Genomic DNA, 16689 nt, shown 5'->3' on the forward strand with positions numbered 1-16689 from the left:
TCGCGGATAATATTATTGATTTAAAACAAAAACCGTGTTAATCCGTGTAATCCGTGCCTAAAATAAATCATCACTTACAATCCCTATTTATTCAGAAAACCTTTTAATACTTACTATATGAAATGTTTTTATTCTTTTTTATTCTTATTGGGTAGCCTCTTTATAAATGGGCAAACCACTGATGTAAAATATTTATCCGGACAAGGTTCGGACGATGCGGTCGAATGGGATTTCTTCTGCACCGGAGGCAGGAAAAGCGGGGAATGGAACAAGATAAAAGTTCCGTCTTGCTGGGAAATGGAAGGATACGGAACCTTCAATTACGGGCACGACAAGCCGAAAGCCGACGAATCCGGATTGTATAAAACGACATTCGAAGTGCCGGCGGCATGGAAAGGGAAACGTATCTTTATCGTCTTCGAAGGTTCCATGACCGATACGGAGATTAAGGTAAACGGTAAACAGGCAGGGCCCATCCATCAGGGAGCTTTCTATCGCTTCAAACGGGAAATAACCAAATTGGTTCATGACAACAAAAGCAATCTACTGGAAGTCAAAGTAAATAAAATGTCGTCCAACTCCAGCATCAACGAAGCGGAACGGCAATGTGACTTCTGGGTGTTCGGAGGCATCTTCCGTCCGGTTTATCTGGAAGCTGTTCCCGAAAACTTCATCGAATATACGGCGATCGACGCCCGGCAAGACGGCGAACTGAACGCAGATATATTTATAGACAAGAAACTTTCCGGCATAAAAGCGGAAATAGAGGTCAGAGACGCACAGGACCGGACGATGGGTAAAATCGCATCTGTCCCTGTAAACGCAAAGACCGGCAAGATATCCCTTTCAGGTAAGATCGATAACATCCAACCCTGGTCGGCTGAAGATCCTCAACTATACACGGCCATAATCACGCTTCGACAAAAGGACAAGATATTACATACCCTGACAGACCGGATCGGTTTCCGCACCATTGAAGTAAAGCCCAAAGACGGCGTTTATATAAACGGCGTGAAAATGCGTTTCAAAGGCGTGAACCGCCACTCCCACTGGCCCACGACCGGACGAACGACAAACAAACAGCTTAGCATCAATGACGTCAAACTGATGAAAGAGATGAATATGAATGCAGTCCGTATGTCGCACTACCCGCCTGACAAACATTTCCTCGAAGTTTGCGATTCGCTGGGAATGTACGTGATAGATGAATTATGCGCCTGGCAATATCCGCCTTATGACACGGAAGTCGGAGCCCTGTTGGTCGGTGAAATGCTGAAACGGGATCTCAACCGTCCGTCTATCGTATTCTGGGCAAACGGGAATGAGGGAGGTTTCAATCTCGACCTCGATCCGCTGTTTCCGCAATATGACCCGCAAAAGCGGGCGGTCCTGCATCCCTGGGCATTATCGGGAAATATCAATACGGTACATTACATCAAATATAATTCCGGTATCGGTAATATGTTCCACGGAAGGGATATCTTTATGCCGACGGAAATCCTGCACGGATTATACGACGGAGGCCACGGGGCCGGACTCGACGACTACTGGAACCTGATGCTCTCCAATCCTCTATCCGCCGGAATGTTCCTTTGGGATTTTGCAGACCAGGCAGTTCTCCGCGAAGATAAAAACGGATTCTACGACACCGACAAGGATCACGGAGCCGACGGTATCGTAGGCCCATATCGCGAAAAAGAAGGCAGCTTCTTTACAATCAAAGAAATATGGTCGCCGATCCATCTGCCGGAACGTTATCTCACACCGGGATGGGACGGGCGTTTCGATATAGAAAATAGATATGCCTTCACAAACGCAAACGCTTGTAGCTACACATACCGGCTGGCTAAAATCAACTCGCTTCAGGGAAAAGACATACAATCTGTTTCCGGCAAGATCGAAGCCCCCGATATCCGTCCGGGAGAAAGAGGATATTTACAGCTCGAACTTCCCTCCGGCTGGCAGGACTACGACTTTCTATATGTCACGGTAAAAGACCGTTACAACCAGGTGTTATTTACCTGGAGCTACGAGATCGGCACACCCGGCCGTCTTGCCAACCGCCTGCTGCCACAGGAAGGCAGCGCACCGCAAGTGAAAGAAAACACCGATAACTGGTGCTTTTCGGCCGCCGGTACGGAGGTATCGTTCGACAAAGAGAACGGCCTGCTCCGGTCAGTCACTTCCGGGGGTAAAGTAATCCCGTTGAATAACGGTCCGGTGTTGATATCCGGCCAGGACCTTGTTTGTAAATCAGTAGAATTTAAGCAAGCCGGGGAAAAGCCTCAACTGATTGCCTCCTATACGTCCCGGAACGGGAAAAACACAGTCTATACGTTTACCTGGACCATGCTCCCTTCGGGTATTGTGGAACTGGATTACAACTACCGTCCCCAAGACAATGTCAAGATGGCAGGTATCACGTTCGATTTTCCGGAAAAAGAGATTGCCGGGGCCACCCTGCTCGCCAACGGCCCCTACCGCGTGTACAACAACCGGATGAAAGGCGGATCCCTGAATATCTGGGAAAAGAAATATAATAACACCATCACCGGCGAAAGTTGGGATTATCCGGAATTCAAAGGATACTATTCTCTTTTCTACGGGATGAAACTCGACTGTCCCACTCCTTTTGAAGTTTATAGCGGGAAAGAGGACGTCACTTTGCACCTCTTCACGCCTGCCATACAAAGTCAATACGACCCGAAACGTAACAATACGATCGTCGATTATCCGGAAGGAAACATCTCTTTCATGAATGCGATCCCGGCTGTCGGGACCAAATTCGGAAAAGCGGAAGATTTCGGACCTCAATCGCAGCCCCACCGGGCAAGAGGAAACGGACCGGAAAATAATGTCAGTGGAAAATTATATTTCCGCTTCTGACAGAAGTAAATACAATTAAAAGTAATTAACGGTTATATCTGGGATGCGCTGGAATAACCGTTAATTTGTTTTGATTAACAACAACTTTATCTATATTTGCAGAGTCTTCAACAAGATCAGAGAACGTAAATAAATTGTGTTTTATAAATATAAACTTAAATCAATTATCCAATGGGACCATGAAATCGAAGGAACTTTCCTATGTAGAGAATAGCTACGTATATTCTCCGTATTCATTCAGTTAACTTATTGAGTAATCACTTAAATTACCATGTAGACATGAAAAATAACAAAATGGCAAAAATTTGCCTGCTTTCTCTTTTGCCCAGCATCAGCGTTCTGGCAAGTGAGAACTCCATCACGGATCCTGCAACGAGCCTACGGGGAAAATCGGACTCGGCAATCCCTGCACGTTTGCAACAAAATGGAAAGACCATCACAGGAGTCGTACAAGACGCACTCGGTCCTATAGCCGGTGCCAACATTATCGTAAAAGGAACGACAAACGGGAATATTACAGACATGGACGGTAAATTCACGCTTGAGAATGTGCCCGCAAACGCTACCCTCGTTATTTCCTACATCGGATTTACTCCACAGGAAATACGCGTAGGAAACCAGACCACTTTCAACATTACTCTCCAGGAAGACTCCGAAGCTCTGGACGAAGTAGTGGTAGTCGGCTACGGTGTCATGAAGAAAAAAGACCTGACAGGAGCAGTTTCACAACTGAACAGCGGTTCGATGAAAGACCTCAAAGTGTCGCACCCGACAGAAGCGATGGCCGGAAAACTGGCCGGCGTACAGGTACAACAAGTCGGAGGGCAACCGGGACAAGCGGCCACAATCCGAGTACGCGGGTCCGGCTCTATCACGGCATCCAGCGCCCCGTTGTATGTTGTCGACGGATATCCGCTGGGGGAACAAAACCTGAATGCCATCAACCCGAACGATATCGAATCGATCGAAGTATTGAAAGACGCTTCGGCAGCCGCCATCTACGGTTCTCGTGCAGCCAACGGTGTCGTATTGGTCACAACCAAATCGGGAAAGAGCGGTAAGGTCAGCGTGAGCCTGGATATCTATGCCGGTTTCCAGAACGTAACCAAGAAGATGGATCTGATGAACGCACAGGAATTTGTCGAATTCAGCCGGGAAGCCTTCAATAACAACTACATCAACAAGGTTCCGGGAGCATCCGCCAGCGACCCGTTGAGTATGCGTCCGTCCGGAAACCGTTATCGTTATCCGGCTATCTACGACGACGACGCCTATATCGCCTCCTTAGGGGCCGGTACGGATTGGCAGGACGAAATTTTCCGCACTTCACCCGTACAGAACTACCAGTTGACAGTAACAGGCGGCGACGAAAAGACTAAATATATGTTCTCGGCCGGCTATTTCAACCAGCAGGGTGTCGTGATCAACAGCGACTACGAACGGTTCTCGGCAAGGGCCAAAATCGACAGCGAACTGAACAGCTGGCTGAAGATGGGTGTCAACCTGGCTCCGACCTATATGAATTCGAACAAGACCACCCAGGGACACTGGGCAAGTGACGGTGTCATCAATGCGGCTCTGGCGACATCTCCCGTAGTACCGGTATATAATGAAGACGGTACATGGGCTTCACAGTCCATGTACGCCGTCGCCAGCGACGGGTTGACCGGTGTACCGAATGCTGTGGCCCTGACACATATCCACAACTACGACACAGACCTCCGTCTGTTCAGCAACGGCTACATCGAACTTTCCTTGTTGAAAAACCTGAAACTGAAATCCACAATCGGTGCCGACATCCGCGAATACAGAGGCGAATACTTCCGCCCGGCAACCATTCCGAACAACGGTAACGTGGCACCTCTTCCCTCAACGGAAAGAAAAGCAACGGAAAAGTCCATCGAGATCATTAACTGGCTAAACGAAAACACCGTCACCTACTTCGGATCATGGGACAAACATGAACTCGACGCTGTTGCCGGTGTCACTGCACAGAAAAATATCTACCGCTACACAAAATCGACAGGTTCCGATTTCCCGAACGACAAAATCCAGACCCTCAACAATGCGACGGTAAAAAGCAGCGAGTCGGAACGGAAGACCTGGACGTTGCTCTCTTATCTGGCACGTGTGAACTATCGTTATAACAACAAGTACTACCTGACCGCATCCATTCGTGCGGACGGTTCTTCCCGCTTCGGCAAGAATAACCGCTATGGTTACTTCCCTTCCGGATCGGTAGCATGGCGTCTGTCCCAGGAAGACTTCCTGAAGGATTTGAAATGGTTGTCGGACATGAAGATCCGCGCAAGTTACGGTATCACGGGTAACAACAACATCGGCGACTATGCTTCCATCGGTATCATGGAAAATGCCAACTATGTATTGGGAACAGGTACGGGCAACATCGTAAACGGTGCAGCACAGAAGAGCTTCTCCAACGCCGACCTGACTTGGGAAAAGACACGCCAGACCGACCTCGGTTTCGAAATCTCCGTTTTGGACAGCCGTCTGTCCCTATCTCTGGACCTGTACTACCGCAAGACTACCGACCTGTTGATGGATGTAGACATCCCGACAATCACCGGGTTTGATAAAGCCATGCAGAATATCGGGAAAATGCGTAACAAAGGTCTCGAAATCACTCTTAGCGGTACTCCCTTCAGAGGTAAAGACTTTACTTGGGATGCAACCGGAAATATCTCCGTCAACCGCAACAAGGTACTGGCGTTAGGACCGACAGGCGACCCGATCTTCAGCGATGGCGGCGCCGGAACGACCCACGTCACGATGGTGGGCCAACCGATCGGCGCATTCTACGGGTATAAGATGCTGGGAATCTTCAAAACGAAAGAAGAACTGGATGCATATCCTCACCTGGCCGACACGCAGGTAGGTGACGTTATGTTCGAAGACGTCAACGGAGATCATAAAATCGATGCCGATGACCGTACGATCATCGGTAACAATATGCCGGACTTCACCTGGGGTATGACACACACCTTTACCTTCAAGAACTTCGATGCCAGCATCTCCCTGCAAGGGGTCGTCGGAAATGAAGTGCTACACTTGGGAAGACGTTTCTACACACAGGGAGAAGGTAACCAGAATCAGTTGAAGGAGATGATGGGACGCTGGCAGTCAGAAGCCAATCCGGGCAACGGATGGATTCCGAGAGCCAACTCGCAGCCGACCGGACAGAACAATGCCATTTCTTCCCGCTGGGTGGAAGACGGTTCTTTCCTGCGCGTCAACAACCTGACTGTCGGTTACACATTGCCTGAAGCATTCACCAAGAAATGCAGCCTCCAACGTGCACGCGTATATGTTTCCACGCAGAACCTGCTGACGATCACAAGTTATAGCGGCTACAACCCGGAAACAAGTTTCAAGGAAGACGAGGTGACAGCTCCCGGTACCGACTACGGTATGTACCCGCTGTATCGCACCTGTACTTTCGGTATTAACGTAACCTTTTAAATAGCAGACGAATTATGAAACTAAAATATAATCTGATCGCAATCGCTCTTTTAGGATTCAGCTTCTCATCCTGCAGCGACTTCCTAGAACAGAATCCGCAAACGGATTTAAGTGAAAACGATTTCTACAAAACGGCCGACGACATTCTTTCGGCAGTAAACGGAGCCTACTCTTCTCTACAGGAGAATGACATATACGGTAACTGGTATGTTTTCGGAGAAATTCCCTCCGACAATACCCGCAACCAGCTCTCCGGTTCGGTAACCACCCAGAACGAGTTCGACCAGTTCTACATCGACACACAGAACAGCATGATCGCCAATTTCTGGAAAGCCGCCTACAAGACGATCAACCGTACCAATACGGTCTTAGGACGCATCGACGGTATCGAGATCAATGCCGAACTGGCAAACCGCTACAAATTGGAATGCAAGTTCATCCGCGCCCTGATGTACTTCAACCTGGTCCGCGTCTACGGCGATGTTCCCCTGGTCCTGAAAGAAATCGGCATCTCGGAATCTTACGACATCCTGCGCGAACCGAAAGAGAATGTTTACAACCAGATCATCTCCGACCTGAAAGAAGCGCAAGCTCTTCCCGTTTCCTATTCGACAGCCGAAGACGGGCGTGCCACCCAGGGAGCAGCCAAAGCATTATTGGCGGAGGTCTACATGACTTTGCATAAATATGCAGAGGCGGAAACCATCCTGGCCGAAATCATCAACAGCGGACGATACAGCTTGTTGGAAAACACGCCGGGCAGCCTGAACATCGACGGCTACAAAGATGTATTCAGCCCGATTAACCATAACAGCAAGGAAGGGATCTTTGAAATCCAGTTCCTGAAAGGCGGTTATGAAGAAGGTTCCAACTATACCAATAACTTCGCACCTGAAAATTCGGGGACGAACGTCGTGGCAGTCGGCGGTACGGGTGGTAATAATATTCCGGAAATGGATATCTACAATGCTTACGAAGAAGGCGACCTGCGCCGTGATTTCTCCATGTCCCTCGGATATTACGATAACCGCAAGAACAACGAATGGGTGGAATCCCGCTATGTTTGCAAGTTCATGGACGTTCCTTATCAAAACAATGATGCCAGCAACAACTATCCGGTGATCCGTTACGCCGATGTGATCCTGATGTATGCCGAAGCCCTGAACCAGAACGGAAAGACGGCAGAAGCCTGCAAGTATCTGAATATGACGCGCCGTCGCGGTTTCGGTTATCAGACGACAGAGACCAGTCCGGTCGACCTGCAGACAACCGACAAGGCTCAGTTCGCCCTGATGGTAGAACAGGAGCGCCGCGTGGAACTGGCTTTCGAAAACCATCGCTGGTTTGACCTGATCCGCACCGGACGCGCAGTCGAAGTAATGAAAAGTAAAGGATTCTCCCTGAACGAGACAAACTTGATCTGCCCGATTCCGCAGAAACAGATCGATGTCAATCCGAAGCTGACGCAGAACGATTACAAGATCGAATCACGAAACTGACAGACCGACAACGCATCCTGACAGATGTTCAAAACGACACCAAGATGTCAACGGCTATGACATCTTGGTGTCTCCCACTGCCGGCATCTTGATGTCTCTGCCACTGGCATCAAGATGTCGTTTTAAGGCTGCCAAGCTCTCCTTTTTATTATATTTGTACCATCAATAATTCTAATGACATGAAGACCTGGACAATTTTATTAAGTACATTGTGTTTATTCTCATGTAACCAACAGGAAAACAAATACGAAAAGTATGTTAACCCTCTGATCGGTACGGATATCCGCATCGTACAGGGAAAAGACAAGAACTCGACGGAAGAGCGCGGACAAATCATGCCGGCTGTCGGGGTTCCGCACGGTATGACCAACTGGGTGGCACAGACACAGGCGACCGAACAGAAATGCCATCCCCCCTACTATTATTTCCAAGACGCGATCCAGGGATTCCGGGCCAGCCACTGGATGAACGGTTCCTGCACACAAGACTACGGCAGCGTCACGATCATGCCGCTGAGCAACAAGCTCGAAACAGACCCGGTCAAACGCGCCTCCTCTTTCGACCACGCCCAGGAGAGTGCCACTCCCTCCTATTATTCAGTCAAACTGAACGACTACGCGATCCATGCCGAACTGACCGGACTCTCCCGCGCCGGCATCATGCAATTCAGCTTCGAGCAGGATGGCGACCACTATATCGTGATCGAGCCCAACAGCGACGAAGGGGTCGCCTTCGTCGAGATCGATCCGGAAAAGAAAGAAATTACCGGCTATAACCCCGTACACCGCATCTATCAGGGTTACGGCAAAGAAGCCGGATTCAGCGGACATTTCGTGATCCGGCTGAATGAAGAGATTGCCGACTATGGCGTCTGGGACAGCACCACGATCACGCCCGGACGGAAATCGGCAAAAGGACAAAAACACGCTGTCGGAGCCTGGGTAAAGCTGGCCTCCGGCAAGCCGGGGAAGACACTGGTCAAGGTTGCCACTTCTTTTACGAGCATCGACAATGCCCGCAAGAACCTGGCTGCCGAAATTCCGGGATGGAACTTCGACGAGGTACGACAGACTTCATCCGACACCTGGAACCAGGCACTGGGCCAGATCGCAGTAAAAGGGAACAACGAAGAAGAAAAGGTCAAATTCTATTCGGCTCTCTACAACGCGCATTTCCTGCCCCGCACGTTCAGCGACGTGGACGGCTCCTATCCGAAATTCGATGGCGGCGGACAGATTATGAAGATGGACCACGGGACCTACTATTGCGACTTCTCGCAATGGGATACTTATCGGGCCGTTCATCCTCTGTTCTCCATCCTCAACCCTTCCCGCAACGGGGACATGGCGCATTCGCTCGTATTAAAAGGACAGCAGGGGGGCTGGTTGCCCATCTTCCCGTCCTGGAACAGCTACACGGCTGCCATGATCGGTGACCATTGCATCGCCATGATCGGAGACGCCATCGTCAAAGATGCTCCGGGCTTCGACTATGAAGAGGCTTACACGCTGATGCGCAAAAACGCTTTCGAGGCCAATCCGGATCCCGACAGCTACCGGGACGGGAAAGGCCGCCGGGCAATGGAATCTTACCTGAAATACAACTACGTGCCGTTAGAAGATCCCGTAATGGAAGCATTCCACCGCCGTGAACAGGTCTCCCGTACACTGGAATATGCCTATGACGATTTCGTCCTTGCCGAGGTTGCCAAGAAATTAGGCAAGACAGACGATTATAAAGCGCTCATCAAACGGGCGGAAAACTACCGGAACGTGATCGACCCCGAAACAGGCTATGCCCGTGGACGCCATGCCGACGGAACTTGGATCGAACCGTTCGATCCGTTTGCCTCCACTTCGTTTATCTGTGAAGGGACGCCTTACCACTACACCTGGTATGCGCCTCAGGACATAGCCGGGCTGATCCGGCACATGGGCGGAAAAGAACGCTTCATCAACCGCTTGGATACCTTCTTCGAAGGAGAGTATTACTGGCACGGCAACGAGCCGGGACACCATATCGCCTATCTTTTCGCTTATGCCGGCGAACCATGGAAGACGCAAAAATGGGTGCATGACATCATCCACCGAGAGTATTTCACGACCCCCGACGGGCTTTCCGGCAACGACGATGCCGGGCAGATGTCATCCTGGCTGGTCTTCAGCATGGTCGGCTTCTATCCGGTCTGTCCGGGCATGCCCTATTACGTGATCGGCAGCCCGTCATTTGAAGAAAGCGTGATCACACTCGAAAACGGCAAGAAGTTCACGATCGAAGCCAAAGGGGCATCGGACAGGAATATCTATATCCAGTCCGCCACACTCAACGGCCAGCCATACGACAAGAGCTATATCCTCCACACGGACATCATGAACGGAGGCAAACTCTCGTTTGTCATGGGCGATACTCCCAACAAAGAATGGGCCTCTTCCACCGGATCGCTTCCTCCTTCACTTGGCTTATAACGAACGACATATGAAAAGAATCATTCACATACTCCTGCTCTGCCTTGCCGTCCTGTCGGCAAAGGCAGAGCAGGATGCACCCGTCAGATTAGGAATCATCGGGCTAACCCACTCGCATGTGGGAGGTGTTTTAAACGATAAAAACAAACCTTATATCATAGTCGGCATTGTCGAACCTGACAAGCAATTGGCGGAACGTATGTCCAAACGGTTCGGCTTCAGCATGGAAATCGTATATTCCACTATGCAGGAACTTTACGACCAACAACATCCAGAAGCCGTCGCTTGCTTCAACGCGACCTATTATCATCAGGACGTCGTCCGGTTCTTCGCACCCAAAAAGATTCACATCATGGTCGAGAAACCGTTCTCCTATTTCTGCGCAGTGGTAAAAGGGATCGCAGAAGAAGATCCCCAATCCACCTTACAGAATAATCTGATCGTGATGGAAATTCTCGATGCAGCGAAAGAATCAGCAAGTACCGGAAAAATAATCTATCTGAAATAAATAGATCTAATCCTTTAGATTTTTACTATATTTACGCTCTAATCGATAGGGTATGATGGAATATTCAGAAGATTTAAAGGCTTTCAATCAATTATTCGCAGATTATCAAGGACGGTTCATCCGCTTTGCTAATATGTATGTGAGGGATATGGCCGTAGCCGAAGATTTCACCATAGAGGCATTGATGCAATACTGGGAAAACCGGAACACGCTGAAGGCCGGTTCCAATGTCCCGGCCTATATACTCACGATCATCAAAAACAAATGCCTCAACTACCTGCAACATTTACAAGTCAGGGAAGATGCCAGCGAACACCTGAAGAACCATGCCGAATGGGAACTGAACACCCGTATCTCCACCCTCGAAGCCTGCAACCCGGAAGAACTGTTTACAGCCGAGGCGCAGGAGATCGTGAACAAGACATTGGCCACCCTGCCCGAACAGACCCGCCGTATCTTCATCATGAGCCGTTACGAGAACAAACCCTACAAAGAAATAGCAGAAACGCTCGGCATGACTACCAAAGGCGTGGAATACCATATCACCCAGGCCCTGAAAAAGCTACACGACAACCTGAAAGATTACATGCCGCTGTTAGTATTCTTATCCTACATGGATTGATCCGGGCTTTCCACCCACACGCGACAACCGGGTTTTATCGAATCACCTCGATGAGGTTGCCGTCCGGATCCAAGACTGCCCCTTCATAGTAGCCGTCACCCGTGGTACGCGGCTCGCCTGCGATCTTGTAACCGTCCGAACGGAACCGTTCGATCATGGCATCCACCTTCTCTTTCGATCCGGTAGAAAAGGCAAAATGGGCAAGACCGATGAACACGTCTGCCGTTTCCCTCGTTATATCGGTCCGCTGCATGATTTCAAGCGATGTCCCTCCCTCGAAGGTGACGAAATAAGAGGCAAAGCCTTTCTTCGGATTCACATACTTCTCGTTGCTTTTCCCGTTGAAATACTTGATATAGAAATCACGCGAACGTTCCAGTTCGTTCGTCCAGATAGCGATATGAGTCAATTGCATATGTTATTCTTATTTGCAAATCCGGCAACCGGCGCATCTCGCCAGTTCTCCGCGGAAACGTTTTTCTACTAATTTGTGCAGGCGGTCTTTCAAGGCATCCAGACGTACATAGTCGATCACGTCCGAAGTGAAAGCTACGCTCAACAACATGCGTGCCTCGTCGCGGGGAATGCCACGGCTCTGCATATAGAACAAGGCGTTTTCGTCCAACTGCCCGGTGGTCATGCCATGCGAGCATTTCACATCGTCGGCATAGATTTCCAACTGGGGCTTGCTGTACATGCGGGCTTCACGGGTCGCACAAAGATTGCGGTTCGTCTGATAGGCTGCTGTCTTCTGTGCGTCTTCCTTCACTAAGATACGGCCGCTGAACGCACCGGTCGCATGGTCGTCCAAGACATTCTTGAACAGTTCGTTGCTGGTGCAATGAGGTACGGCATGCGTAATATGGCTGTATGTGTCCAGTTGCTGTTCCTTGTCCAGGATGGACATACCGCACAAGGTCGCTTCAGCCTGTTCACCGTTCAGTTCGATATAATAGTTGTTGCGGGTAAGGCCGTTATTCAGCGTAATGCCGTTCACCAAGACGTTACTTCCCGCTTCCTGCTTCACATGCACGGAGGCAAAACGGGTAGTCGACACACTGCTCTCTTCGAGGTCGTAATAATCGAAGAAGGCGCCTTTGCCCGCAAAGATCTCGACCACCTGCGTAGCCAGGAACTTGACATCGTCGATGCTATGGTCACACACCAGCAGCTTGGCTTCCGAACGAGGCTCCATAATCACCAGAATACGGCGATTCGCCATCGTGTCCACATCGCTGCGGAAGATATTCACCAACTGGACCGGACGCTCCACTACGACACCTTCCGGCACGTAGAGCACAAAGCCGTCCTGAGCCAGCATCGTGTTCAAGGCGATGATGCCATCCTTACCGCTCGGAGCCGCCTTGCCGTAATAGCGGGAGGCCACTTCAGGGTATTTCTCCATGAAAGTACGCATTCCCCCGGCATAAACTCCTTCAGGAAGATGGGCTTTGGGCAACACCTTGTCGTAGAAAGTGTCGTTCACCACAAAATAAAGCGAGGTACTCAGATTGGGAACATCGCAACGGAACACGTCATAGGGGTTGACCGGTATGTCGAGGCGATTGATATTCACCCCATAGTCCGGGGCAAAAGCCTGCGCCACATCCGTATATTTATAATCTTCACTCTTCACCTGCGGAAACCCCAGCCGCTCCAAATCAGCCAAAGCCTTCGCACGCGGTGCATTCATCACGCTTGCCGCATGCTTACATATCAGCGATTCACACTGCGTAAAGAGGTCTATATATTGTTGTTCTGCTTTCATGTGCTATTTAATTATTACCTGTAATAGAAGAACCAGGTTCGCGGATGACGCGGATTGGGCGGATTTTAACGGATTACTATTTAATTTGATTCCTTTGTTTATATCTATCGTGCAGATTATTGGCAAAGACTTTCCGCCTAAATTCCGGATGTGCTCCAAAGTTCAGTAGCAGCCCCACTTCGATGCGGGTAGCCTTCAAATAATTTTGCAACTGCATTTCATGTGCTTCGGTAAGCACACTTGAGGCCTTTAGTTCCAATATTACTTCATCTTCCACAACCATATCTGCAATGTATTTACCTACAACTTCACCTTTATAATAGACCTCTATAATTTTCAGAGGCTCACACTTCAGTCCCATCGAACAAAGTTCCTTATAAAGAGCATTCTGATAAACACTTTCCAGAAAACCGAAACCAAGCTCATTATACACGGCATAAAATGCCGATAATACCTGATCCGTAATCTCTTTACAAAGCAATTTCATAAACAATAATAATCCGTTAAAATCCGCCCGATCCGCGTCATCCGCGAACCTGGTTCTTCATACAATCCAAATTCTTAATCTCCCATCTCTTTCTTGATCCAGTCGTAGCCTTTTTCTTCGAGTTCGAGGGCCAGTTCGGGACCGGCGGTCTTGACGATGCGGCCCTTGTAGAGGACATGGACTACGTCAGGCTTGATATAATCCAGCAGGCGCTGGTAGTGCGTGATGACGATAGCCGCATTCTCAGGCGTACGGAGTTGGTTGACACCGTTCGCCACGATCCGGAGGGCGTCGATATCCAGGCCGCTGTCCGTTTCGTCGAGGATCGCCAGCTTCGGTTCGAGCATGGCCATCTGGAAGATTTCGTTCCGCTTCTTCTCACCGCCCGAAAAACCTTCGTTCACGCTGCGGCTCGCCAGTTTATTGTCCAGTTCGACAATCGCACGCTTCTCACGCATCAGTTTCAGGAAGTCGGTAGCCGAAACAGGTTCCAGCCCTTTATATTTACGATGTTCGTTCAAGGCGGCACGCATGAAGTTCACCATGCTGACACCCGGAATCTCCACCGGATACTGAAAGCTCAGGAAAATCCCTTCGCGGCTTCGGTCTTCCGGTTCAAGATCCAGCAGGTTCTTGCCGTTGAAGATCACCTCCCCTTCCGTCACCTCGAATGCCGGATTACCGACCAATACACTGCTCAAGGTACTTTTCCCGGAACCGTTCGGTCCCATGATGGCGTGTACCTCACCCGCCTTGACAGAAAGGTTGATCCCTTTCAATATCTCTTTGCCATTGACATTGGCATGCAAGTTCTTTATCTCTAACATATCTATACTGATTACTTGTTAAACGCTTCCTTTCTCTTCATGCCCCTTCCGGGCTGTATCGAGGATGCCGCATAGCTGTGCGGCATCTTACTGCATAGCTATGCGGCACTTCACCGCATACGTTTGCGGTATCACACCGCATAGCTTCGCGGCAACCTCGATACAACGGTGCATCACCCCACGCTCCCCTCCAGGGAGATGGTCAGCAGCTTCTGTGCTTCTACGGCAAACTCCATCGGGAGCTTGTTCATCACCTCGCGGGCATATCCGTTTACGATCAGGCCGACAGCTTCTTCGACCGAGATACCGCGCTGCCGGCAATAGAACAACTGCTCCTCGCTGATCTTGCTTGTCGTCGCCTCGTGTTCCACTACCGCCGTTTCGTTCTGGATATCGGCATAGGGGAAGGTATGGGCGCCGCAAGTCGAACTGAGCAGCAGGCTGTCGCACTGGCTATGGTTGCGGGCGCCTTCGGCACGGGGAGAGACTTTCACCAAGCCGCGATAGCTGTTCTGGCTATGTCCGGCGGAGATGCCTTTCGAAACGATCGTGCTGCGGGTGTTCCGCCCGAGGTGGATCATCTTCGTGCCGGTATCGGCCTGCTGGTAGTTGTTGGTGACAGCCACCGAGTAGAACTCGCCTACCGAATTATCGCCGGCCAAGATGCAGCTCGGATATTTCCAAGTGATGGCGGAACCGGTCTCTACCTGTGTCCAGGAAATCTTGCTTCCTTCGCCCTTGCACAGTCCGCGCTTGGTCACGAAGTTATAGATTCCCCCTTTTCCTTCCTTATCGCCCGGATACCAGTTCTGGACGGTAGAATATTTCACTTCGGCACGTTCATGCGCCACGATTTCGACAATGGCGGCGTGAAGCTGGTTCTCGTCGCGCATCGGTGCGGTACAACCTTCGAGGTAACTGACGTAGGCTTCATCGTCCGCCACGATCAGGGTACGTTCGAATTGTCCGGTGTTGGCGGCATTGATACGGAAATAGGTGGATAGCTCCATCGGGCAACGCACGCCTTTCGGGATATAGACAAACGAACCGTCCGAGAATACCGCCGAGTTCAAAGCAGCAAAGAAGTTATCACGATAGCTGACCACGCTTCCCAGATATTTCTGGACCAGATCGGGATGATGCTGGACGGCTTCGCTGAAAGAGCAGAAGATAATGCCTTTCTCGGCAAGCGTTTCCTTGAATGTCGTCTTTACGGAGACACTGTCCATCACGGCATCGACCGCCATCCCGCTGAGCTGAGCACGCTCGTGCAGGGGGATACCCAGTTTGTCGAACGTCTTCATCAGTTCCGGATCGACCTCGTCCAGGCTCTTCGGGCCTTCCTTCTTCTTCGGGGCAGCATAGTAGATGATATCCTGATAGTCGATCGGCGGGATCATGAGGTGAGGCCAGGTGGGCATCTCCAGTGTCTGCCAGTGGCGGAAAGCTTTCAAGCGGAACTCAAGCAGCCATTCCGGTTCATTTTTCTTGGCAGAAATAATACGGACGGTCTCTTCATCCAATCCGCGATGAATCACCTCCGTATCTATATCGGTAACGAATCCGTATTTGTAATCACCGGTCGTTACCTCATTTAGTATGTCGTTCGAATCTTCCATTATACATTATATATATATTGTTCAATTTATGAAACCTATTCCTCCTTAAAAAACAAATTACGGAAGTAAATAGTTGGGATTATTTCTTTGACTGGATTGTAAAAACGGGATTCGACCTTTGCCTCGCGTGGGATCAGGACCGATCCGCGGTCTATCATCTCCATGCCGTTCAGCAGGAGACTGACAAACGCCATCATAAAGCAAAGCCCCAAGACACCGCCTGCCAGATGGTTCAGGACGCTCAGCGGCGTCGCCCCCACGACACGGGTCAGAATCTCACCCGCCAACAATATGACACCCACGATCAGCAGAAACCCCGCCACGTAGCTGAGCACCGTCACCCCTTGTTCGGGGAACCAGCCCAATGCCAATATATATCCACGTAGCCAGAGTGCCGCCTTCGTACAAAAAAAGATCCCGACCAAAAGGGCTATAAGCGAAACAACCTGTTTGATGACTCCATCAAACAGGCCTTTCACAAATCCTATTCCTGCCAGACATAGCAATGTAATGTCCAACCAGTTCATG

At 50.1% G+C, this 16689-nt stretch carries 12 protein-coding genes; 6 read left to right on the forward strand and 6 right to left on the reverse strand.

All coding sequences use genetic code 11. The features are described from left to right. Window positions 1-117: 117 nt before the first annotated feature. The 6 genes from RDN79_RS11860 (at window position 118) to RDN79_RS11885 (ending at window position 11460) form a co-directional block, all read left to right on the forward strand. Window positions 118-2886 carry a glycoside hydrolase family 2 TIM barrel-domain containing protein gene (locus tag RDN79_RS11860; protein WP_298549962.1) on the forward strand — a complete coding sequence of 923 codons (2769 nt, stop codon included), beginning with the start codon at window positions 118-120 and terminating at the stop codon, window positions 2884-2886. 279 nt (window positions 2887-3165) lie between these two features. After that, on the forward strand, window positions 3166-6366 hold the full coding sequence (locus tag RDN79_RS11865; RefSeq protein WP_298549961.1) for a TonB-dependent receptor: 3201 nt from the start codon (window positions 3166-3168) through the stop codon (window positions 6364-6366). 14 nt (window positions 6367-6380) lie between these two features. After that, window positions 6381-7865, forward strand: coding sequence for a RagB/SusD family nutrient uptake outer membrane protein (locus RDN79_RS11870; protein WP_298549960.1), 1485 nt, complete (start codon window positions 6381-6383; stop codon window positions 7863-7865). Window positions 7866-8044: 179 nt separating this feature from the next. Continuing rightward, complete coding sequence (locus RDN79_RS11875) at window positions 8045-10330, forward strand: GH92 family glycosyl hydrolase (protein WP_298549959.1); 2286 nt, start codon at window positions 8045-8047, stop codon at window positions 10328-10330. A 10-nt stretch (window positions 10331-10340) separates the two neighbouring features. Further along, entirely contained in the window at window positions 10341-10838 is a 498-nt protein-coding gene (locus RDN79_RS11880; protein ID WP_298549958.1) for a Gfo/Idh/MocA family oxidoreductase, read from the forward strand. 55 nt (window positions 10839-10893) lie between these two features. After that, complete coding sequence (locus tag RDN79_RS11885) at window positions 10894-11460, forward strand: RNA polymerase sigma-70 factor (RefSeq protein WP_298549983.1); 567 nt, start codon at window positions 10894-10896, stop codon at window positions 11458-11460. Window positions 11461-11494: 34 nt separating this feature from the next. Here the strand turns inward: RDN79_RS11885 and RDN79_RS11890 are convergent, their stop codons facing one another. From RDN79_RS11890 to RDN79_RS11915, 6 genes are all read right to left on the reverse strand, one after another. Next, window positions 11495-11875: a VOC family protein gene (locus RDN79_RS11890; RefSeq protein ID WP_298549957.1), complete on the reverse strand. Its 381-nt coding sequence runs from the start codon at window positions 11873-11875 to the stop codon at window positions 11495-11497. A 9-nt stretch (window positions 11876-11884) separates the two neighbouring features. Then, a complete protein-coding gene (gene sufD / locus RDN79_RS11895; RefSeq protein ID WP_298549956.1) occupies window positions 11885-13228 on the reverse strand; it encodes a Fe-S cluster assembly protein SufD in 1344 nt (447 codons plus the stop codon). 76 nt (window positions 13229-13304) lie between these two features. Beyond that, complete coding sequence (locus RDN79_RS11900) at window positions 13305-13715, reverse strand: GxxExxY protein (RefSeq protein WP_298549955.1); 411 nt, start codon at window positions 13713-13715, stop codon at window positions 13305-13307. A gap of 74 nt (window positions 13716-13789) precedes the next feature. Further along, window positions 13790-14542, reverse strand: coding sequence for a Fe-S cluster assembly ATPase SufC (gene sufC, locus RDN79_RS11905; RefSeq protein WP_298549954.1), 753 nt, complete (start codon window positions 14540-14542; stop codon window positions 13790-13792). Between the two features lie 173 nt (window positions 14543-14715). Beyond that, entirely contained in the window at window positions 14716-16161 is a 1446-nt protein-coding gene (sufB, locus tag RDN79_RS11910; RefSeq protein ID WP_298549953.1) for a Fe-S cluster assembly protein SufB, read from the reverse strand. A 35-nt stretch (window positions 16162-16196) separates the two neighbouring features. Then, window positions 16197-16688, reverse strand: coding sequence for a CvpA family protein (locus tag RDN79_RS11915; protein ID WP_298549952.1), 492 nt, complete (start codon window positions 16686-16688; stop codon window positions 16197-16199). Window position 16689: the final 1 nt, after the last annotated feature.

Source organism: uncultured Parabacteroides sp. (assembly GCF_902493135.1).
GTDB lineage: Bacteria > Bacteroidota > Bacteroidia > Bacteroidales > Tannerellaceae > Parabacteroides.

What these genes read in the sequence shown, in the direction of transcription:
- RDN79_RS11860 (WP_298549962.1), top strand. Translation starts at nt 118, where the DNA reads ATGAAATGTTTTTATTCTTTTTTATTCTTATTGGGTAGCCTCTTTATA.
- RDN79_RS11865 (WP_298549961.1), top strand. Translation starts at nt 3,166, where the DNA reads ATGAAAAATAACAAAATGGCAAAAATTTGCCTGCTTTCTCTTTTGCCC.
- RDN79_RS11870 (WP_298549960.1), top strand. Translation starts at nt 6,381, where the DNA reads ATGAAACTAAAATATAATCTGATCGCAATCGCTCTTTTAGGATTCAGC.
- RDN79_RS11875 (WP_298549959.1), top strand. Translation starts at nt 8,045, where the DNA reads ATGAAGACCTGGACAATTTTATTAAGTACATTGTGTTTATTCTCATGT.
- RDN79_RS11880 (WP_298549958.1), top strand. Translation starts at nt 10,341, where the DNA reads ATGAAAAGAATCATTCACATACTCCTGCTCTGCCTTGCCGTCCTGTCG.
- RDN79_RS11885 (WP_298549983.1), top strand. Translation starts at nt 10,894, where the DNA reads ATGGAATATTCAGAAGATTTAAAGGCTTTCAATCAATTATTCGCAGAT.
- RDN79_RS11890 (WP_298549957.1), bottom strand. Translation starts at nt 11,875, where the DNA reads ATGCAATTGACTCATATCGCTATCTGGACGAACGAACTGGAACGTTCG.
- sufD (WP_298549956.1), bottom strand. Translation starts at nt 13,228, where the DNA reads ATGAAAGCAGAACAACAATATATAGACCTCTTTACGCAGTGTGAATCG.
- RDN79_RS11900 (WP_298549955.1), bottom strand. Translation starts at nt 13,715, where the DNA reads ATGAAATTGCTTTGTAAAGAGATTACGGATCAGGTATTATCGGCATTT.
- sufC (WP_298549954.1), bottom strand. Translation starts at nt 14,542, where the DNA reads ATGTTAGAGATAAAGAACTTGCATGCCAATGTCAATGGCAAAGAGATA.
- sufB (WP_298549953.1), bottom strand. Translation starts at nt 16,161, where the DNA reads ATGGAAGATTCGAACGACATACTAAATGAGGTAACGACCGGTGATTAC.
- RDN79_RS11915 (WP_298549952.1), bottom strand. Translation starts at nt 16,688, where the DNA reads ATGAACTGGTTGGACATTACATTGCTATGTCTGGCAGGAATAGGATTT.